This window comes from Sphingobacterium sp. InxBP1, from assembly GCF_026191775.1.
GTDB classification, from domain to species: Bacteria; Bacteroidota; Bacteroidia; order Sphingobacteriales; family Sphingobacteriaceae; genus Sphingobacterium; species Sphingobacterium thalpophilum.
In genome coordinates, this window is record NZ_JAINDX010000046.1 from 23,059 (window position 1) to 39,529 (window position 16,471).

Annotated in this window: 11 protein-coding genes; all 11 read right to left on the reverse strand. The window is 46.2% G+C overall.

The window, feature by feature from the left end; all coding sequences use genetic code 11:
* Positions 1 to 23: 23 nt before the first annotated feature.
* Entirely contained in the window at positions 24 to 1,319 is a 1,296-nt protein-coding gene (locus K7A41_RS12720) for a bifunctional folylpolyglutamate synthase/dihydrofolate synthase (protein WP_265713978.1), read from the reverse strand.
* Positions 1,320 to 1,329: 10 nt separating this feature from the next.
* A complete protein-coding gene (locus tag K7A41_RS12725) occupies positions 1,330 to 2,157 on the reverse strand; it encodes an energy transducer TonB (RefSeq protein ID WP_265713979.1) in 828 nt (275 codons plus the stop codon).
* Positions 2,158 to 2,211: 54 nt separating this feature from the next.
* Positions 2,212 to 2,622: an ExbD/TolR family protein gene (locus K7A41_RS12730; protein WP_028072140.1), complete on the reverse strand. Its 411-nt coding sequence runs from the start codon at positions 2,620 to 2,622 to the stop codon at positions 2,212 to 2,214.
* Positions 2,622 to 3,329: a MotA/TolQ/ExbB proton channel family protein gene (locus K7A41_RS12735; protein WP_028072139.1), complete on the reverse strand. Its 708-nt coding sequence runs from the start codon at positions 3,327 to 3,329 to the stop codon at positions 2,622 to 2,624. Before K7A41_RS12735 ends, K7A41_RS12730 begins: the two co-directional genes overlap by 1 nt.
* Before the next feature lie 25 nt (positions 3,330 to 3,354).
* On the reverse strand, positions 3,355 to 4,698 hold the full coding sequence (locus K7A41_RS12740) for an SPOR domain-containing protein (RefSeq protein WP_265713980.1): 1,344 nt from the start codon (positions 4,696 to 4,698) through the stop codon (positions 3,355 to 3,357).
* A gap of 40 nt (positions 4,699 to 4,738) precedes the next feature.
* Entirely contained in the window at positions 4,739 to 6,490 is a 1,752-nt protein-coding gene (locus K7A41_RS12745; RefSeq protein ID WP_265713981.1) for a TonB-dependent receptor, read from the reverse strand.
* Positions 6,491 to 6,496: 6 nt separating this feature from the next.
* On the reverse strand, positions 6,497 to 9,535 hold the full coding sequence (locus tag K7A41_RS12750) for a tetratricopeptide repeat protein (RefSeq protein ID WP_265713982.1): 3,039 nt from the start codon (positions 9,533 to 9,535) through the stop codon (positions 6,497 to 6,499).
* A 366-nt stretch (positions 9,536 to 9,901) separates the two neighbouring features.
* Positions 9,902 to 10,840 carry an aspartate carbamoyltransferase catalytic subunit gene (locus K7A41_RS12755; protein ID WP_028072135.1) on the reverse strand — a complete coding sequence of 313 codons (939 nt, stop codon included), beginning with the start codon at positions 10,838 to 10,840 and terminating at the stop codon, positions 9,902 to 9,904.
* 142 nt (positions 10,841 to 10,982) lie between these two features.
* Positions 10,983 to 11,546, reverse strand: coding sequence for a bifunctional pyr operon transcriptional regulator/uracil phosphoribosyltransferase PyrR (gene pyrR, locus K7A41_RS12760; RefSeq protein WP_028072134.1), 564 nt, complete (start codon positions 11,544 to 11,546; stop codon positions 10,983 to 10,985).
* A gap of 110 nt (positions 11,547 to 11,656) precedes the next feature.
* Positions 11,657 to 13,054 (reverse strand): APC family permease, encoded by a 1,398-nt coding sequence (locus tag K7A41_RS12765; RefSeq protein ID WP_265713983.1) that lies wholly within the window; start codon positions 13,052 to 13,054, stop codon positions 11,657 to 11,659.
* A gap of 343 nt (positions 13,055 to 13,397) precedes the next feature.
* Positions 13,398 to 16,409 carry a DUF2723 domain-containing protein gene (locus K7A41_RS12770; protein WP_265713984.1) on the reverse strand — a complete coding sequence of 1,004 codons (3,012 nt, stop codon included), beginning with the start codon at positions 16,407 to 16,409 and terminating at the stop codon, positions 13,398 to 13,400.
* Positions 16,410 to 16,471 lie beyond the last annotated feature (62 nt).

Sequence of the window (16,471 nt, forward strand, 5' to 3'; positions counted from 1 at the left end):
ACTGCAGCCCTCTTTCATTCATATTAGATTTTCGCCAGGACCTCAGCAACAACAAAATTACTTCCCCCCACGAAAATGAGGTCACCTGTTGTGTAGGCTACCCTTGCAGCGTCGAAGGCTGCTGTGACAGACGGGAAAGCCCAGCCCTGAAGGCCAAGTACTGCAGCCTCCCGCCGTAGCAGGTCTGCAGGCATCGCGCGCGGCATATCCGGTGCAGCAAAATAATATATAGCATCTTTCGGTAGATGCGGCAGCATATGAGATAGATCTTTGTCCCGCATGGCCCCCATGACAAAGTGCAGCGTCTGATAAGGTGTGGCCTCCAGATTTTTTAAAACCTCATGAATGCCATCCTCGTTATGACCTGTATCGCAGATCACAAGAGGATTTTTGGAAAGCTGCTGCCAGCGTCCCTGGATACCTGTTGTCGACTGCACTTTCTTCAGCGCGCCTCGCACCTGTTCTGGGCTGATCTGAAAGCCCTGCTTACGCAGTTCATCGACTGCCAGCAGCACACCCGCTAAGTTTTTAACCTGGTAGGAGCCCTTAAGATCCAGCAGATATTGGTCTTCAGTACCCTTGGGGTCGCTGACATCTATAGCCAGATAATCCTGATCGACGGACCTTATCCTCGTGTGATAAACCTGAGAAGCAAACTGAATGGGAGCTTGTTCGGCATGTGCTTTATCCAGGAAGACCTGCGCTGTCTCGGTGGCATATTCCGAGATTACGACCGGTGTATTTCTCTTGATAATACCCGCTTTTTCGCCTGCAATTTCGGTCAAGGTATTGCCCAGCATATTCATATGGTCAAAGCCAATATTGGTGATTACCGACAGCAAGGGCCGAATGATATTGGTGCTGTCCAGCCGGCCCCCTAGTCCCACTTCAATGACAGCGATATCCACCTTATTTTTTTCGAAGTAATCAAATGCCATAGCTACCGTGATTTCGAAAAACGAAGGGCTTACTTCTTCGATCAGCTGCCGGTGCTGCTCCACAAAATCAACGACAAATTGCTGCTCGCACATTACACCATTGACACGGATACGTTCTCTGAAGTCCAGCAGATGTGGTGAGGTATAGAGCCCGGTCTTATATCCCGCCTCCGCCAGAATCGCGGCAAGCATATGGGAGGTAGATCCTTTGCCATTGGTTCCGGCAATATGTATCGTTTTGAATTTTTGCTCCGGGTTACCGAGCGCATCACATAATCGGATGGTATTGTCAAGGTCTTTTTTAAAGGCTGAGGCACCATCCCTTGTAAACATAGGCAATCGAGTATACAGATACTCGATTGCCTCTTTATAAGCATTCATCTGAATGTTTTTAACGTAATTTAAAATTGAAGACAATCCGCCCTGTTTGGGAGTCAGGGGCATTAGGCAATTGATTTAGCCGTGCTCCTCGCACCGCACGTTCACATTTCTCCAGCAGTGAGGGATCCGTGATGGTCGTCCCTTTGACTCCTGCACGCGCATAGGTAATGATGCCCTGTTTATTCACTCTAAATTCGACGGCTACTTTTCCCGCCTGCTGTCCGTTATCGTCGATACTTGGTCGCTGCGTAAAGCTCCTGTTTTCAATCGATAGCATCATATTGCCATATCCAGACCCCCCTTCACCATAATTACTGGCTAGAGGGTCGCCCAATTTCGAGCCCTGATTTCCCGGAGTTGTACCTGTGCCGTCTCCCGCTCCCTTTCCATTATTCTTATTGCCTTTGAAAAGAGCTTTGGCATTGGCCTGTGGAGCTACTTCTTTAGTTTGTTTGGTTGTTTCTGTTGCTTTCGACTCTACTTTCTTTTCCGTCTTTGTGACTGCCGGCGCTTCCTCCATGTCCTGCGTAGCCACTACTTTTTCGGCGACCTGCTGCGTCGGCGTAGGTGTCGGTGTCTCTACCGGGTCAATTCGGTCTGGACGTTCATTATTGGCATTCGGGTCCACGGACGGCTCCTCGACACTCATGTAGTCATCGCCCATACCTTCGGGAGCCGTACCATAATTGACAATCATGCCGCCCATACCATATTCGTCGGGCGCCTGCGCTTTGAAAACGACAAAAAAGCCGATCAGGAGCAATGCAGCCATGACCAATGTCGATAATCCCAAGGCTTTGGGGAAGTTGTTTTCTTCGTGCTGAAGATGGTATCTCATTGTATAAATCTCCTATATTAACCTATGAACAACAAACCTCAAAAAAGTTTAATGTTACTTATCTTTTTTAGGTTCGGTTGCCAATACCACTTTCACTTTCAAACGATTGGCCACATCCATCACAGAAATCACATTCTGAATCGGCACCGTGCTATCGACATAGAGCATGATTGTCAGCTCTTCGCCACCTGCCATCTGCGCCTGTACAGCCGCTTCCAGGCCCTCAATGGGAACAGGCGTTTTGTCAATAAAATAGCCCAGGTCTTTAGTAATGGATACCGTGATCGTCTTTTTTGCAACCGACTGCTCACCGGCACTGGACTTTGGCAACAATAGTTTGACCACCTGAGGGTTTGACACAGCGGAAGCCAGCAGGAAAAACAACATCAGGAAAAACATGATGTCATTTAACGCCGACGTGTGTACCTCCGCAGATGGTTTATTTTTTCTACTTCGTAAATTCATTATCTTCCGGGTTCATCCAATAAATCAATAAATTCTACTGCATCAGTTTCCATACGTAAAATCAAGCGCTCGACCATCATATTTAAAATATGATAGCCCAGATATGCCAGGATACCTACGGCAAGACCAGAAGCCGAAGACACCATTTTCACATATAGACCACCGGATACCGATGCGATATCGATACCACCTGCCAGCTCTACTTCATGGAAAATTTTAATTACCCCAAAAATGGTACCCACGAAGCCGAGCATCGGAGCGATACCCGCAATAATACCCAAGATGTTGATATTTTTCTCCAATTTGGCAACTTCCAATTTGCCGACGTTCTCGATGGCTCCCTCAATATCTTTGATCGGTCTGCCCACACGCAGCAAGCCCTTTTGCAACATCCGTCCCAATGCTGAATTGCTCGAACGGCAGACAGCCAAGGCAGAGTCCAGGTTGCCCGACAGTACGTTTGCTTTGATCTGGGACATCAGACTGTTATCGTATTTTGCAGCGCGGCGAATAGTCAGATAGCGCTCAAAAAAGATGACTAATCCAATGAAAAACAATAAAAGTATCGGGATCATAATCCATCCCCCCTTGATCATCATATCGATCAAACTCATGTTTTCTGTACTTGCGGCGGCAGGTAATGGTTGTTGCGCAGCTTGATTAAACGTATCCACAGCAGTCCTTGCTGTATCCTGTACTAATGACATAATTATTAATAGTTTTATATAAGTTCTATAATGTTTCTACCCAGGCATCTTTGATTTTCTTCTCGACAGATTTACGGGCGAGGTCAGCCTCCTCCTTGGTCATGTACGCATTCAAGATGACTTTTTTTCTACTCTTTTTTGTTTTTCCTTCCACGGCACGCGCTGTTTTATACCCCATCTCACGGAGTCGCTTGGCTTCTTGTTCAGCTTGGACCATGGTCTTGGCGGAACCAATGACCAGCTGATATTTTGGCTGTGCAAGCGGTATGGATTCTTTAATTACCGGATCTGCCTGAAGTACGGTCGGTTTATCCACTGTTTTGCTGGCCGATACCGTACCAGTAGCGGCCTTCGCGGAATCAGCGGCGGTGCTAACCAGGGAGTCGGTTTGTCTTAGGCTATCCGTCGCCAGCACCTGCGATGCAGAATCCAGAACGGTCGCATTGCGCTTTTGGCCAATGCTGTCCACAGTAGCTTTTGCAGGCGTTGGGCCGCCCAATAGTGTGTGTTTTAGTCCCGGATTCGTATAAAGCACCCCGACAACCAGCATGACCAGCACAATGGCAGCAGTGAGCCAATACCAGATCGCATTCGAGTTGCGCGGTTCCTCCTCATATATGTTGGGCGTGTATGCAGCATTTGCGGTTGCAATTGCTCCTTGCTCCTTTCTCAGCTCCCCCGATGTGTCATTAGCCTGTTGTGCAACACTATCCTCCAGCTCCACGACGGCAGGTTCGGTTGTAGCCGTCTCCACGATTACATCTGCTGGTCCATCAGACTCCGCAACCGCATCGTCATCGGCAGCGGGCGATTGCTCGGTCGCCTCCGCGTTGCCTTCTGCCGTTAAGGGCTGCGGATCAATACCGGTGTCTTCCGACTCGGTAGATTCTGGCTCTACATCCCGTTCTCCGTCTTGTGTATCCGTTGAGGCGACATGCTCTTCCTCAAGAGCCGGAATAACCGTCTCAATATCAGGTCCGGCCAGATTCACCACAGGCTGAAAATTGAAACCTGAGAGATCCAGCGGCTTAAACACCAAACTGGTACCATAACTGATCAGAAGTCCCAGATCATCCAGTTTTGCCTGTCCAAACTGCCCCAGCTCGTCACGCAACGCAGCGACAGCTTCATCCACAATCTGCTGTGCCTGTCCCAACCCCAGGTTTTCCTGCTGTTGGATGTAATGGACCATATTGAAGCCATGCTGTGCAGAGTAGTCGAGCTCCACATACGAGATAGGTGGCAAAAACACATTGTTCTGTTTATCAAACTGCGCAGGCGAATGGATTCTTTTGAACACACCTATTCCCGGCACGTATACTTCCGCATAGCGTCTTAATAAACTATTGATGTTTTTGCCTAGATTCATTGTTCTACAATTTAAAACGCAAATTTATAATCTTAATTCGTTAAAAAGAATAATTAAGACCGCCAATTACATTGAAGCCCAGTCTTGGATAATACATATAACGTTCGTATTCCTTTCCGAAAATGTTATTTGCCTTGACGAAGACACCGAATTGCTTTTTGATCCGGTATTCAGCGCCGGCACTTAAATCAGCAAAAGACGCTATTGTTACCTTATGTCCGCTATCTGTGATACGGCTGCCATCCGCGGCGTAGTCATACACATACGCGTAGGTATTGCCTTGGCTCGAAAGCTCGGCATCCACAAAAAACTTGTCCGAAATATTGAAACGTGCATTGGCCTGCAACCTAAATTTAGGTAAGCCCCAGGCTTCCTCCTCGTCACTCAGATTATAATCATCAATATACACTTTACCACCTAGATTAACCAGCTGCGAAAGACGTACATTGATCTCCCCTTCCAAGCCCATGTGTTTTGCTTTATTGATCATCCCATCATACACCACATCAAAAGCCCACGGGATATAGCCTTCCTGACTGCCACCGAACGCACTGTTCTTAAACAGGGGCAATCCTTCGATCTGTTTGTAGAAGACTTTCACTTTATACCCAAATGTAGCGCCTGCATTTCCTTTCAGTCCACCATATACATGGAGTTTTTCTATTGAGTTGGCGATCCGCACATTAGGTGCCAGGTATGGGTTCTCCTTCGCAAAATTACGGAAAGAGGCCTGTCTAACATTCCCATTCACGCCGGCGAATAAAGAGATGTATTCTGGCGCCAAAGAAAAATCTGCCTCCACAGATGGAAATACATTGAAACGGGATTCGTCACCAAACTCCGAAGTCAGATTGGCTCCAAGAGTCACGTTATAATTATCACCCTTAAAGCGGATATAGGGATTGAGCAACAAAAGGTTGTTCTTTACGTTGGCGGTATCATTTTCATTGGTCACATTATTCATGTTGACACTCACATTCGCCCCAACATTAAATGCGCTCATCCGCTTATTTAAGTATCCTGATAATGCGATTGAATTCTCCTTTGCTTGATAAGCATCTTTGAACAGGTAACCATCGACCTTTGCCGAATAGCTCATGGCCTGCTCATTTTTCGGATCGGCATTGCTGGACAGTTCGCCATTTAAGTAAATATCGGTAAAGGTTTGTTTATCCGGCGCGGTATTGAGCAGGGTCTGCCCTGTCTGATCAAAGGTCTGACCATAAAAATTGGTACCATAACGGTTGTACCCTATTGTCCCCTTTACCGTAACCGCATCGAGCACACGACGCCCGAAAATACCCACATCCTGTGTACTGAACTTCTGTCCTTCGATATTTCCTTTCTGGCTCAGATGTTTTGCAAATAAGCCGAAACGTGTATTTTCAAATTGCTCGGACGCCAGGTAAGCTTCGCCCAGGATCGAATTGTAGTTACCAATACCAAATTTGACGTAGTTACTGCTCTGTTCAAAAGGCTGTGCGAAAGGGATCTCCTGCACATTCAGCTGCTTCAGACCTGTATTAATGTCCAATTTCTTATCCATGATATTACCATAAGACAATTTGGGCTGGTACTCCCGCTTGTTGGTCATATCAGGGCTACGACGAATTTTTACCGCATCAGCAAGGATCGGCTTGTAATCGCGAACAACATCAAAAGAATCAATAGTGACCGGTTTTTCAGGATCATTCTTTTTGCCCGTTTCCTGTGCAAAAGAATTCAATCCCACGCCCATCAACAGCGCTGCTAAGGTATATTTCTTCACATTTCTATTTTGCAACTTCTTCATTGTATCCTATTTCTTTTTGTTGTTCAATTTATTTAGACGTTCTTTTGCTGCAGGCAAGATATCGTCTTTCGCCTCGTAGTTATCCACAATTGATTCTAATGTCGCTTTAGCCTGGAACGTATCTCCCTTACCTGCATAGGCATCAGCCATGGTGATAAAGCTTTTCGCTACCCAATATTCATAAGAAGAGAAATTGTCCGACAGGTCCATGGCTGTCTTGATACAAGCGTCATATTGCTTGTTTTCCAGCTGGAGCAGTGCCACATTGTATTTGGCTTCAGCTCCAAATACGGTACGGCTCTTCAAGGCTGCGAGGCTAAATTCTTTCATCGCCTCAGTCTTCTTATTCTGTTTGACATAACATTTACCAGCATACAGGTAGGCATTCGCAATTTCCTCTTCCGAAGATTTCTCGTAGTTTTTCACGGCGTTGGTATAGTTCAACGCTTCTTTATAATCTCCGATCTGATAGTAAGAAACCATCAGGTTATTAATCGCATAGCCATAATTAGCCTTATACTCTGAGGTTAACTCCAGCTTCTTCAGCAATTGCGTCGCCTCATTATATTTCTTTTGTTTCAGATAGAGATTTGATACCGAAATCAGTGTCCGTTCGGTATAAGGCGAAGTCCAGTCATTCAGAATAATATTATAATCGTGCAATGCGTCGTCGATATTGCCTAAGGCAGCATTACTTTCCGCACGCACAAAACGTGCATATTTCTCCTGATTCGGTTTCGGGAATTTATCGAAATAGGCATTGACAGCCTCGACAGCGCCCTGATAATTGCCGCGGGAGAATAAAGTAGTCGCTGTGGAGAAGGTGCGCGCATCCTGTTCTGATTTTGAAAGATCGCCGAGATTGGTACCTGTCGCATATTTGATGTAGCCGGTGGCATCCCCTTTGTCCAGATAAATATTCTCGATAGACCGCATCGCTTGCTTGGCCTCCTCTGTAGACGCATATTGATCCACAACCCGTTGGAAGGTCGCTAAAGCAGCATCGTTATTGTCCTGATTGTATTGCACCAAACCGATAGTGACCAGCGCACGCGGTACATAGCTGCTCCGCGGATACTTCTCTACCATGCTTTGCAGTCCGGCAATTGCCTGCTCGCTTTCTCCCATTAAGAAACGTGTATACGGGATCTCAAAAGCGATATCGTCCGCATAATTTGAATTCGGGAATTGTGCGATCACTGCATTTAGCGTGGCAATCTTGCCGTTATTGTCGCCCTGCAATCCTTGAATAATTCCCCGCTGAAACAGCGCATAGTCCTGACTCGGTGCTTTGGATGCAATCAGCTTGTTGTACTCTGTGAGTGCTCTGCCATAGTTTTTCGAAGAGAAGTAGGAGTCCCCAAGACGGGCGATTGCATCGTTACGCGTGTTGATCTCCAATCCTTTTGAACCACCGGAAGCCAGGAAGCGCTCGAAATAGTTGGCCGCGGTATTGTAGTTGCCATTTCGGAAAGCAGCATACGCCAGCGCATAGTTTGCGTAGCCGTATACATCTGTTTTGCTGGCTCCCGGCAAACGTAAGAATTTATTGAAATTGGTCACCGCTTCACCATATTTGCGGACTTCGTACATCGCTTCGGCTTTCCAGTACGTGGAGAGCGCATAGATCTCCTCATCATAACGATGTTGTTCAGAGCGCATAAACATGGATATCGCATTTTCAAATGCACGCTCATTGTAGTATTCTAGACCACGGTAGTACGTTACCTTCTGGTAGGCTGCATTAGCTTCTTTTCCACGTTTTGGAATGGATTCCAGGATGTCCACCGCATCGCGGTAGTTTTTCGTGCTCAGCAACACTTCTGCCAGCAAGGTTTTTGCTTCTTCCTGACGGCGTGATTTTGGATAGGTCTTCAAATATTCCTGTGTAGCAGCCAAGGCCACCTGATGAAATTCCAATTCGTAAGAAAGCTTTGCATAATTGAACAAACCTTCTTCCTTCATCGCCGGATCAAAGTCCAATTTGGAAGCTCTAAAGAATGCGTTGCGGGCAGACTGCTTATTTCCTTTTTTCAGGAAGCTGTCACCCAGGGTGATCATCGCCGACTGATAATAGGCATCCGGCTCAGTCATCTTCTCCAGCTCGGCAATCGCTTTGTCGTAATCCTTCAGTTTGTAGGCAATATAACCGATCTGGTAGCTATCCTGATTATTCTGTGTCTTACCTTGGTCCTGCGCCTGGAATTTATCATAGTAGTCTTTAGATGTTTTCAGGTCGCCCTTGATAAAATACGTTGCAGCAATGATACGGAACATCTCCGTTTCATTTTCCTGTTTGGTACGCGATAAAATCGGCAGGGCATAATCCAATACGTCATCATAGCGCTTATCCAAGAAATACAATGCAGTGATGTAGTACGGATAGCTGCTTTCAAACTGTTTTGAACCATTTAAGCGCTCAAATTCGTTTAAAGCAGTTTTATATTCGGCATCTAAATAACACAAGTAAGCGTAGTAATAGATCGAGGCTTCCTGAAACTCGGTTTTCTGATCTTTCAATCCCTCAAACAAAGGCTTGGCCGTTTTGTAATCCTTGGTCATGAAAGAAGCATAGCCCAATTTAAAGCGGTATTCTACATTTTCCTTACCTGCAAGGTTTTTACTGTCGATCTTGGTGAACCATTCGATCGCTTTGCTGTAATCCTTTTTGGCGTAATACGATTTACCGATCTGAAAATAGGCAGCTTTTGAATTTGCACTGACGGGGAAATCTTTGATGTATTTTAAGAAACGGTTTTCGGCATCTGATTCGCCCAATTCAAGCGCACATACCGCTTGATAATACCGTACGTTTTCTTTCAGCAAGGAGAGTTCTTCTGTCTCGTCCAACTGTAAGTTGGATTTGGTCCGCAAGGCTTCCACACGATCGAACTGCGCTGAGGCAGAACTGAATTTTCCGCGCTCATACAATTCCATTCCGGTTTTGTACGCCTTGTTGATTTGTTGCCATTCTGTCTGTTGCGCTAATGCTGGCGTCGCCATAACACTTAATGCAACTCCCACCTGGTAAATCTTCTTATACATAATATGTGAAACCTTAATATGTTGTTTATCTGCAAATGTAAATCAATCCCTCCTCAAATGGCGATAATCTGCATGACGCACACTTCGCCGTCCCTTTCCCGTGTAACCTATACATCGGGGGAAAATATTGAAAATCAATCCAAATCTCCGGCTTGTGCGGAGATAGATTTATTCATGTTACTAAATTATACTTTAATTGAGATGTTTTGCCCAAAAGTTATTAACATCTGTGAATAACCCTGTATTATAACGGAAATTTTGCACAAAAAATATGCCCGACCAAAAATAAAGTCAGGCATCGTCTTGTTGGTCCCTTCATCAACTTATACCTTGGTCACTTCCGTTGATCTCGCATCATTACGGCCTTTAGCCGCGCTGCCCAGCCAATAGATACAATACGGCCATCCGTACTGCCACGCCGTTTTCCACCTGATCCAGGATAATGGAGTGTTCGCTATCGGCTACATCAGAGGTGATTTCCACACCACGGTTGATCGGTCCCGGGTGCATGATGGTGATTGGCTTGTTCAGCGAATCCAAAATTTCTTTATTTAATCCGTAAAGCATCGAGTATTCCCGCAGTGAGGGAAAATAAGCGATATCCTGACGTTCCAGCTGAATACGCAGCATATTAGCCACATCACACCAGTTCAGTGCTTTTCTAAGATCATGTTCCACCTTTACACCCAACGAGGTAATATGTTTAGGTATCAGTGTCGTCGGCCCACAGACCATCACTTCAGCCCCCTGTTTTTGCAGGCACAGGATATTGGAGAGTGCGACACGCGAATGTGTGATATCTCCGATAATGGCCACCTTACGTCCGGCGACATCGCCAAAGCGTTCGCGGATGGAGAAAGAATCGAGCAAGGCCTGGGTCGGGTGTTCGTGTGCGCCGTCGCCAGCATTCACGATCTGCGCATTGACATGTTTGCTCAAAAACACGCCCGCTCCTGCGTAAGGATGCCGCATCACGATCATATCGACTTTCATCGCCAGAATGTTGTTTACCGTATCGATCAAGGTTTCCCCTTTGCTCACGGAAGAGGACGAAGCCGCAAAATTGACAATATCAGCCGAAAGTCTTTTTTCTGCAAGCTCAAATGAAAGCCGCGTGCGCGTTGAATTTTCAAAAAACACATTGGCAATCGTAATATCCCGTAGGGAGGGAACTTTTTTGATCGGCCGGTTTAATACTTCTTTAAAATTACTCGCTGTATCCAGGATTAATTGAATATCTTTTTCATTTAGATCTTTAATTCCTAACAAATGGCGAGTACTTAATTGTTCTGCTGCAGCTGACATCTTATAGTGTATTCAAGTATTTACTAATCATTTCAATTGACGAGGCTCCTTGTGTTGATTCCGGAAGTTTTATCGGACTGTGGCGGAGCACTTTGTTGTTGTCTAAAATTGTCTGGATGGTTGGCCATTGACCAGACCGATCTTAGTCATTACCAGACGTTTTCTTCTCGGTGATCAAGGTTATGCTATCCTGATCTTCGGACTCCTTCCAGTTCACAATAACTTTCTGTGAGTCGATAGAATCCACCTGTATACCAATATAATCAGGCTGTATGGGAATCTGTCTGGAAAAGCGACGGTCGACCAGGACAAGCAGTTCTATTCGCCGCGCCCGGCCAAAAGCCTGCACCGCATCCATCGCGGCACGGATCGTGCGTCCGGTCCAAAGTACGTCATCAATAAAAATGACATCTTTACCTTCGACGATAAAATTGATATTTGTGCTATTGGCGAGTATGGGACCGGCATTACCTTTAGTCCGGAAATCATCTCGGTAAAATGTGATATCCAGATCGCCGACCAGAATATCTTTTCCGATCATCTGTTGCAGTTCCTTGACAATACGCCGCGCTAAGAAAGTTCCTCTTGGTTGAATACCTATGACGACGGCATTTGAAAAATCACCATGATTCTCAATCAACTGACGACATAGCCTTTGAATGGTGATCTGAAATTTTGGTCCGTCTAATAAGATCGACTGTTTCATTATGGGAATGTTTGAGCAAAGCTACACTTTTTTCAACAAAAATTTAAGGCTCCCCGCCAATTAATTTCATTAACTGGCTGCTCCCACTCCGTTTTCTTACATCCTCACTGCTACACGCTGCCTCTCCCGTTCATCTTTCCACGCGCGATAAAGTAGACGGGCAGGCCGATCAGTACCAGAATAAAGCCCGGCCAGGTATATTGAGGTTTATAAATGATCAGCAGCACACAGAATATGGTACCGATAAGCAGATAGAGCAGCGGCGTCAGGGGAAATAAAAAAGTCTTGTACGACCGCTCCAGTGTCGGCTTGCGCACCCGCTGTATAATCACGCCGAGTACCGTGATCATGTAAAAGATGACGATCACAAAAGAGATCATATCGAGCAAATTACCATATTGTCCGCTCAGACAGAGCAGGGATGCCCAGATGCCCTGTAGCCACAAGGACCGGGCCGGCACATCAAATTTATTGTTGGGGATTGCCTGTTTAAGAAATAAGCCATCTTTGGCCATGGTCTGAAAGACCCGGGCTCCCGATAGGGCAAGTCCATTGACACAGCCGAATGTGGAGATCATGACCAGCACAGCCATCGCGATGGTCCCCACATGCCCCAGCATCTTTTCAGCTGCCGCAATAGCGACCCGGTCATTGGCGGCGAAAGCAATTTCTTCGCGGCTCAGCGCAGATAGGTAAATAATATTGCAGCAGATATATAAGACCATCACCAGACTGGTACCGATCACGAGTGCACGGACCACATTGCGCTGCGGATTGACAATTTCGCCCGACACGAAGGTCACATTTTCCCAGGCAACGCTACTAAACACCGATCCCACCATAGCTGCTGCCAGCGCCCCCATTAATGTACCTCCCGAAATAGCTACCCAGCCCTCGCCTTTCAGGTTCTGAAAAGAATCCCAGCCATAGGCCATATTCTCCGAAAAATGATTTTCCCGAATCAAAAATAACCCACCGACGATCAGCAATACCAGGGCGATAATTTTTGCCGAAGTAAAAAAGGACTGTACCGACTTGCCACTTCTAATGCCCCGTGTGTTGATGTAAGTTAACAACAGGATGATACCCATGGCGAGCACCTGAATCCAGGTAATTTTGAACTCCCCGCGCTGAAACAAAGGAGCAGCATCGTTCAGCTGTGGAATCAGGTAGGCCGTAAATTTACCGAAGGCCACCGCTACGGCCGCTATGGTACCGGTCTGAATCACGGTAAACAGGCTCCAGCCATATAAAAATCCAACTGGCTTGCCAAAAACCTCCGTAAGGTAGGTATATTGTCCGCCGGCTTTGGGATACATCGATGACAATTCACCATAACAGATTGCTGCAGCAACCGTCGCGACGGCAGTCAGCAACCATACGACCGCCAGCCAATATCCGGAGCCCAGCTGCCGCATCATGTCGCTCGACACAATAAAAATCCCACTACCGATCATCGATCCCATGACCAGCATAACAGCGTCCCACAATTTCAGTTGACGTTTCATATTCAGTTATGTATTCAGTTATGTATTCAGTGCCTTCATTGGTATAAACGAACTTGCTACCCTCGGGCAACGACGCTGATCGGCTTCATGCTCCTAAATATAAGCGTTTTATGAGCCCAGACACCTCATCATGCAATCAGGTTGGTTTAATGCCGTTAAGCTAAGAAAAAATATTCAAAAAAAATGCTCATATTTTACAATCAGCAGCAGCTTGGAGAAGCGGTTTTCACTCAGGCAGGTCGAAAAAAAAAGCTGTCCCTCCCACAAGCTGTTCAAAAAAGTATTATTTTTTGAATAGCTTGCATGTAAAGACAGCTCTCCCAGCTCAATGGGTGGTTGACAATTACTCTACACCATATTGCTGTTTATACGATTTCTCCAGGTCAGTCACCTGCTGTAGCAGATGCTTTTCTGAGGTCGAAGCCAGAATGCTCTTGTAAGCACCCAAAGCCCGCAATGCCGTTCCGATATTGGAATATTCGAGTTCAGGTTTGCTCTGTGCAATATCCTGATACCAGCGCATATTTTGAGTAATGAACTTCAGGTTGCGGCTGACAATCTCATTTGCGCGTTTATTTTCACCCGTTTCATACAATACGTTGATAATCGGAATGTAACCTAAGACGTCACGCATCAAATAGACACGTTTCGGCATTTTCTCGTAAGTCTCCACCGCGACCTTGCGAGCCTCATCTTTATGTCCTTCCACCATCAGCTGAGTAGCTGTACCGCCCATCACCGTATTGGTGATCATGGTGATCATCCGGTACGACTCGGGATCGAGATAAGAAGCATTTGCCATATTTCCCCACTGGTATTTGGTCGTGATATCTTTGTAGGCAGCCTGCGTATCTACCAATGTACCTTCTGCTCCTGCAGGCGCATTGATCGGCATCAAACGTAGGGCGAATCCCTCCTGCACCAAATATTTGTCCAGACCGAGGTAGTTATCGTTCGGCACGGTTGCTGCGAAATAAATCGGGCGTTTCCAGTTGTTATTCAACAATACATTCAAGATCGACAGCTCCGCTCTCGATACATAATTTCTATTGTATGTCCAGGTCATCGTATCTACGATGGACTCTTCCCATGCTTTTGGAACCACCTTATTTTTGATAACAGCTTCTCTATCGACCGGAAGGCTGAAATTTTTGGTTGGCAGGAAGTTCTCAAACTTACCACCACGCAGTTCCAGCTTGTTCTTTTGGTCATCGGACAACAAGATCTGCATCACCAGATCCAGGTCTACGTGTCCCTGAACCTGCATATCCTGATAGTAAAGAACCTCACGGACGCCTTTTTTGAATTTCTCATCATCAATGTTGATCGGTAGACCATCCGCCTGGTTGACTTTTTGCTTCATCTGACGCATATACCAGTCGGAGCTCAGCAGGCTGAGATTCACAACGCGTACATCCGGACGATAATTTTCTACTTCCTGCACATACCATAATGGATAGGTATCGTTGTCGCCATAGGTAAACAAAATGGCATTGGGTGCACAGGAAGCCAGGTAATTTTTAGCCAGATCACGTGCCGTTGTTTTCTCCGAGCGGTCATGGTCATCCCAGTTCTGGAATCCCAGCAATACCGGAGCGCCGAGCAAACAGGCAGCTGTAGCTAGCCCAGCTGCAACTTTGCCGTCCACCTTCTTGCTTAGGTAATCCGCGATAGCAAATACACCCAGTCCGATCCAGATGGCAAAAGCGTAGAATGAACCTGCATAGGCGTAGTCACGTTCCCGGGGCTGCAGTGGGCTCTGATTCAGATAGAGCACAATGGCAAGTCCTGTAAAGAAAAACAATAATCCCACAATCCCGGCATCACGTTGCCGCTTGCCGAAGTGCCAGAAGGCGCCGATCAGACCGATGATCAATGGCAGGAAATAGTATTTATTGTTGGAAGGGTCTGTTTTCAACGAATCCGGGATCGCATTCTGACCACCCACATGCATCTGATCCACCGGCTTCAGACCCGAGATCCAGTTGCCTTCAGTAAAGGAGCCCTGCCCCTGCTGATCGTTTTGACGGCCCGCAAAATTCCACAAGAAATAACGTCCGTACATATGTCCGATCTGATAGCTGAAAAAGAATTTCATATTATCCCCGAACGTCGGAGATTGCCCTTCAGGAATTTTCAGGTAATCCCGGTAATACCCGTCATGCCCGTCTCTATTGCTATAGATCCGCGGAAAGAACATGGTTTTATCGTATTTATAATCCATACCGTTTTCGACCTTTGTATACTTGTCCTTATCTTTTCTATAAGTGTAAGTCGGTGTAGCATCGACCACCTGCGCGTCAAATGTGGGACCACTTAATAGTGGCTCACTTGTATATTGTTCACGTCCCAAGTAGCTCACAAACGAAAAGGCATTATCTGGATCGCTGTTATTTAATGTAGGATTTGCTTTGGCACGTACCATGATCATGGCAAAAGAACTATAGCCAAATACGATGAAAGCGGTACTGACCAAAATTAGGTTCAGCATCGGTTTGACCTTTTTGATCGAATACCAGATGCCGTAAACAAAAAGCGCTACGACCAGAATCAGGAAGAAATTGAAGCCCGTTCCAAAGCCCAGTCCCAGGCTATTGACAAAGAACAGGTCAAAATAAGCCGCGGCCTTGACAGTATATTGGATGATCCCCCACAAAATCAGGGCAAGCACCACCACACCGATGAAGAATGCCTTGGTGGCCCCTGAGGAAGTCACTGTTTTTGTACGTTTGAAGTAGATGACCAGGGCAATTGCCGGAATGACCAGGAGGTTCAATAAATGCACCCCGATAGAAAGGCCCATCACATAGGCTATGAAAATCAGCCAGCGGTCAGCGCCGGGCTCATCCGCGTGGTTCTCCCACTTCAGGATACCCCAAAATACCACAGCAGTACAAAGAGAAGACATGGCGTACACCTCTGACTCGACTGCAGAAAACCAGAACGTATCTGTGAAGGCATAAGCCAGCGCGCCTACGGCTCCAGAGCCAAATATTTTGATCAGATCTGTTGCTGTAAACGATTCATCAGCACCTTTTACGATGATCTTCCTGGCCAGCGCAGTGATGGTCCAAAACAGAAACAAGATCGTCAGACCGCTACATACAGCAGATCCCACATTCATCCAGAAAGCGATCCGTGTCACATCACCACCCGCAAGGTTTGAGAAGATATTCTGGATCATCAAGAATAAGGGAGCTCCCGGCTGATGCACAATTTGAAGTTTGAAGGCTGAAGCGATAAACTCACCACAGTCCCACCAGCTCGTCGATCGTTCGGCTGTCATGATATACGCTACCGTTGCAATGAGCGCACATATCCATCCTAAAAGATTGTTGATTTTAGTATAGTTCATAAAATGATAACTGTAAAAGTATATATAATACGGCTCGAAAATAAGGATTAGTTGATAAGAAA

Coding starts and splice junctions, on each gene's coding strand:
- K7A41_RS12755 (WP_028072135.1), bottom strand. CDS start 10,840: ATGTCAGCTGCAGCAGAACAATTAAGTACTCGCCATTTGTTAGGAATT.
- K7A41_RS12770 (WP_265713984.1), bottom strand. CDS start 16,409: ATGAACTATACTAAAATCAACAATCTTTTAGGATGGATATGTGCGCTC.
- K7A41_RS12735 (WP_028072139.1), bottom strand. CDS start 3,329: ATGTCATTAGTACAGGATACAGCAAGGACTGCTGTGGATACGTTTAAT.
- K7A41_RS12720 (WP_265713978.1), bottom strand. CDS start 1,319: ATGAATGCTTATAAAGAGGCAATCGAGTATCTGTATACTCGATTGCCT.
- pyrR (WP_028072134.1), bottom strand. CDS start 11,546: ATGAAACAGTCGATCTTATTAGACGGACCAAAATTTCAGATCACCATT.
- K7A41_RS12745 (WP_265713981.1), bottom strand. CDS start 6,490: ATGAAGAAGTTGCAAAATAGAAATGTGAAGAAATATACCTTAGCAGCG.
- K7A41_RS12765 (WP_265713983.1), bottom strand. CDS start 13,054: ATGAAACGTCAACTGAAATTGTGGGACGCTGTTATGCTGGTCATGGGA.
- K7A41_RS12730 (WP_028072140.1), bottom strand. CDS start 2,622: ATGAATTTACGAAGTAGAAAAAATAAACCATCTGCGGAGGTACACACG.
- K7A41_RS12750 (WP_265713982.1), bottom strand. CDS start 9,535: ATGTATAAGAAGATTTACCAGGTGGGAGTTGCATTAAGTGTTATGGCG.
- K7A41_RS12725 (WP_265713979.1), bottom strand. CDS start 2,157: ATGAGATACCATCTTCAGCACGAAGAAAACAACTTCCCCAAAGCCTTG.
- K7A41_RS12740 (WP_265713980.1), bottom strand. CDS start 4,698: ATGAATCTAGGCAAAAACATCAATAGTTTATTAAGACGCTATGCGGAA.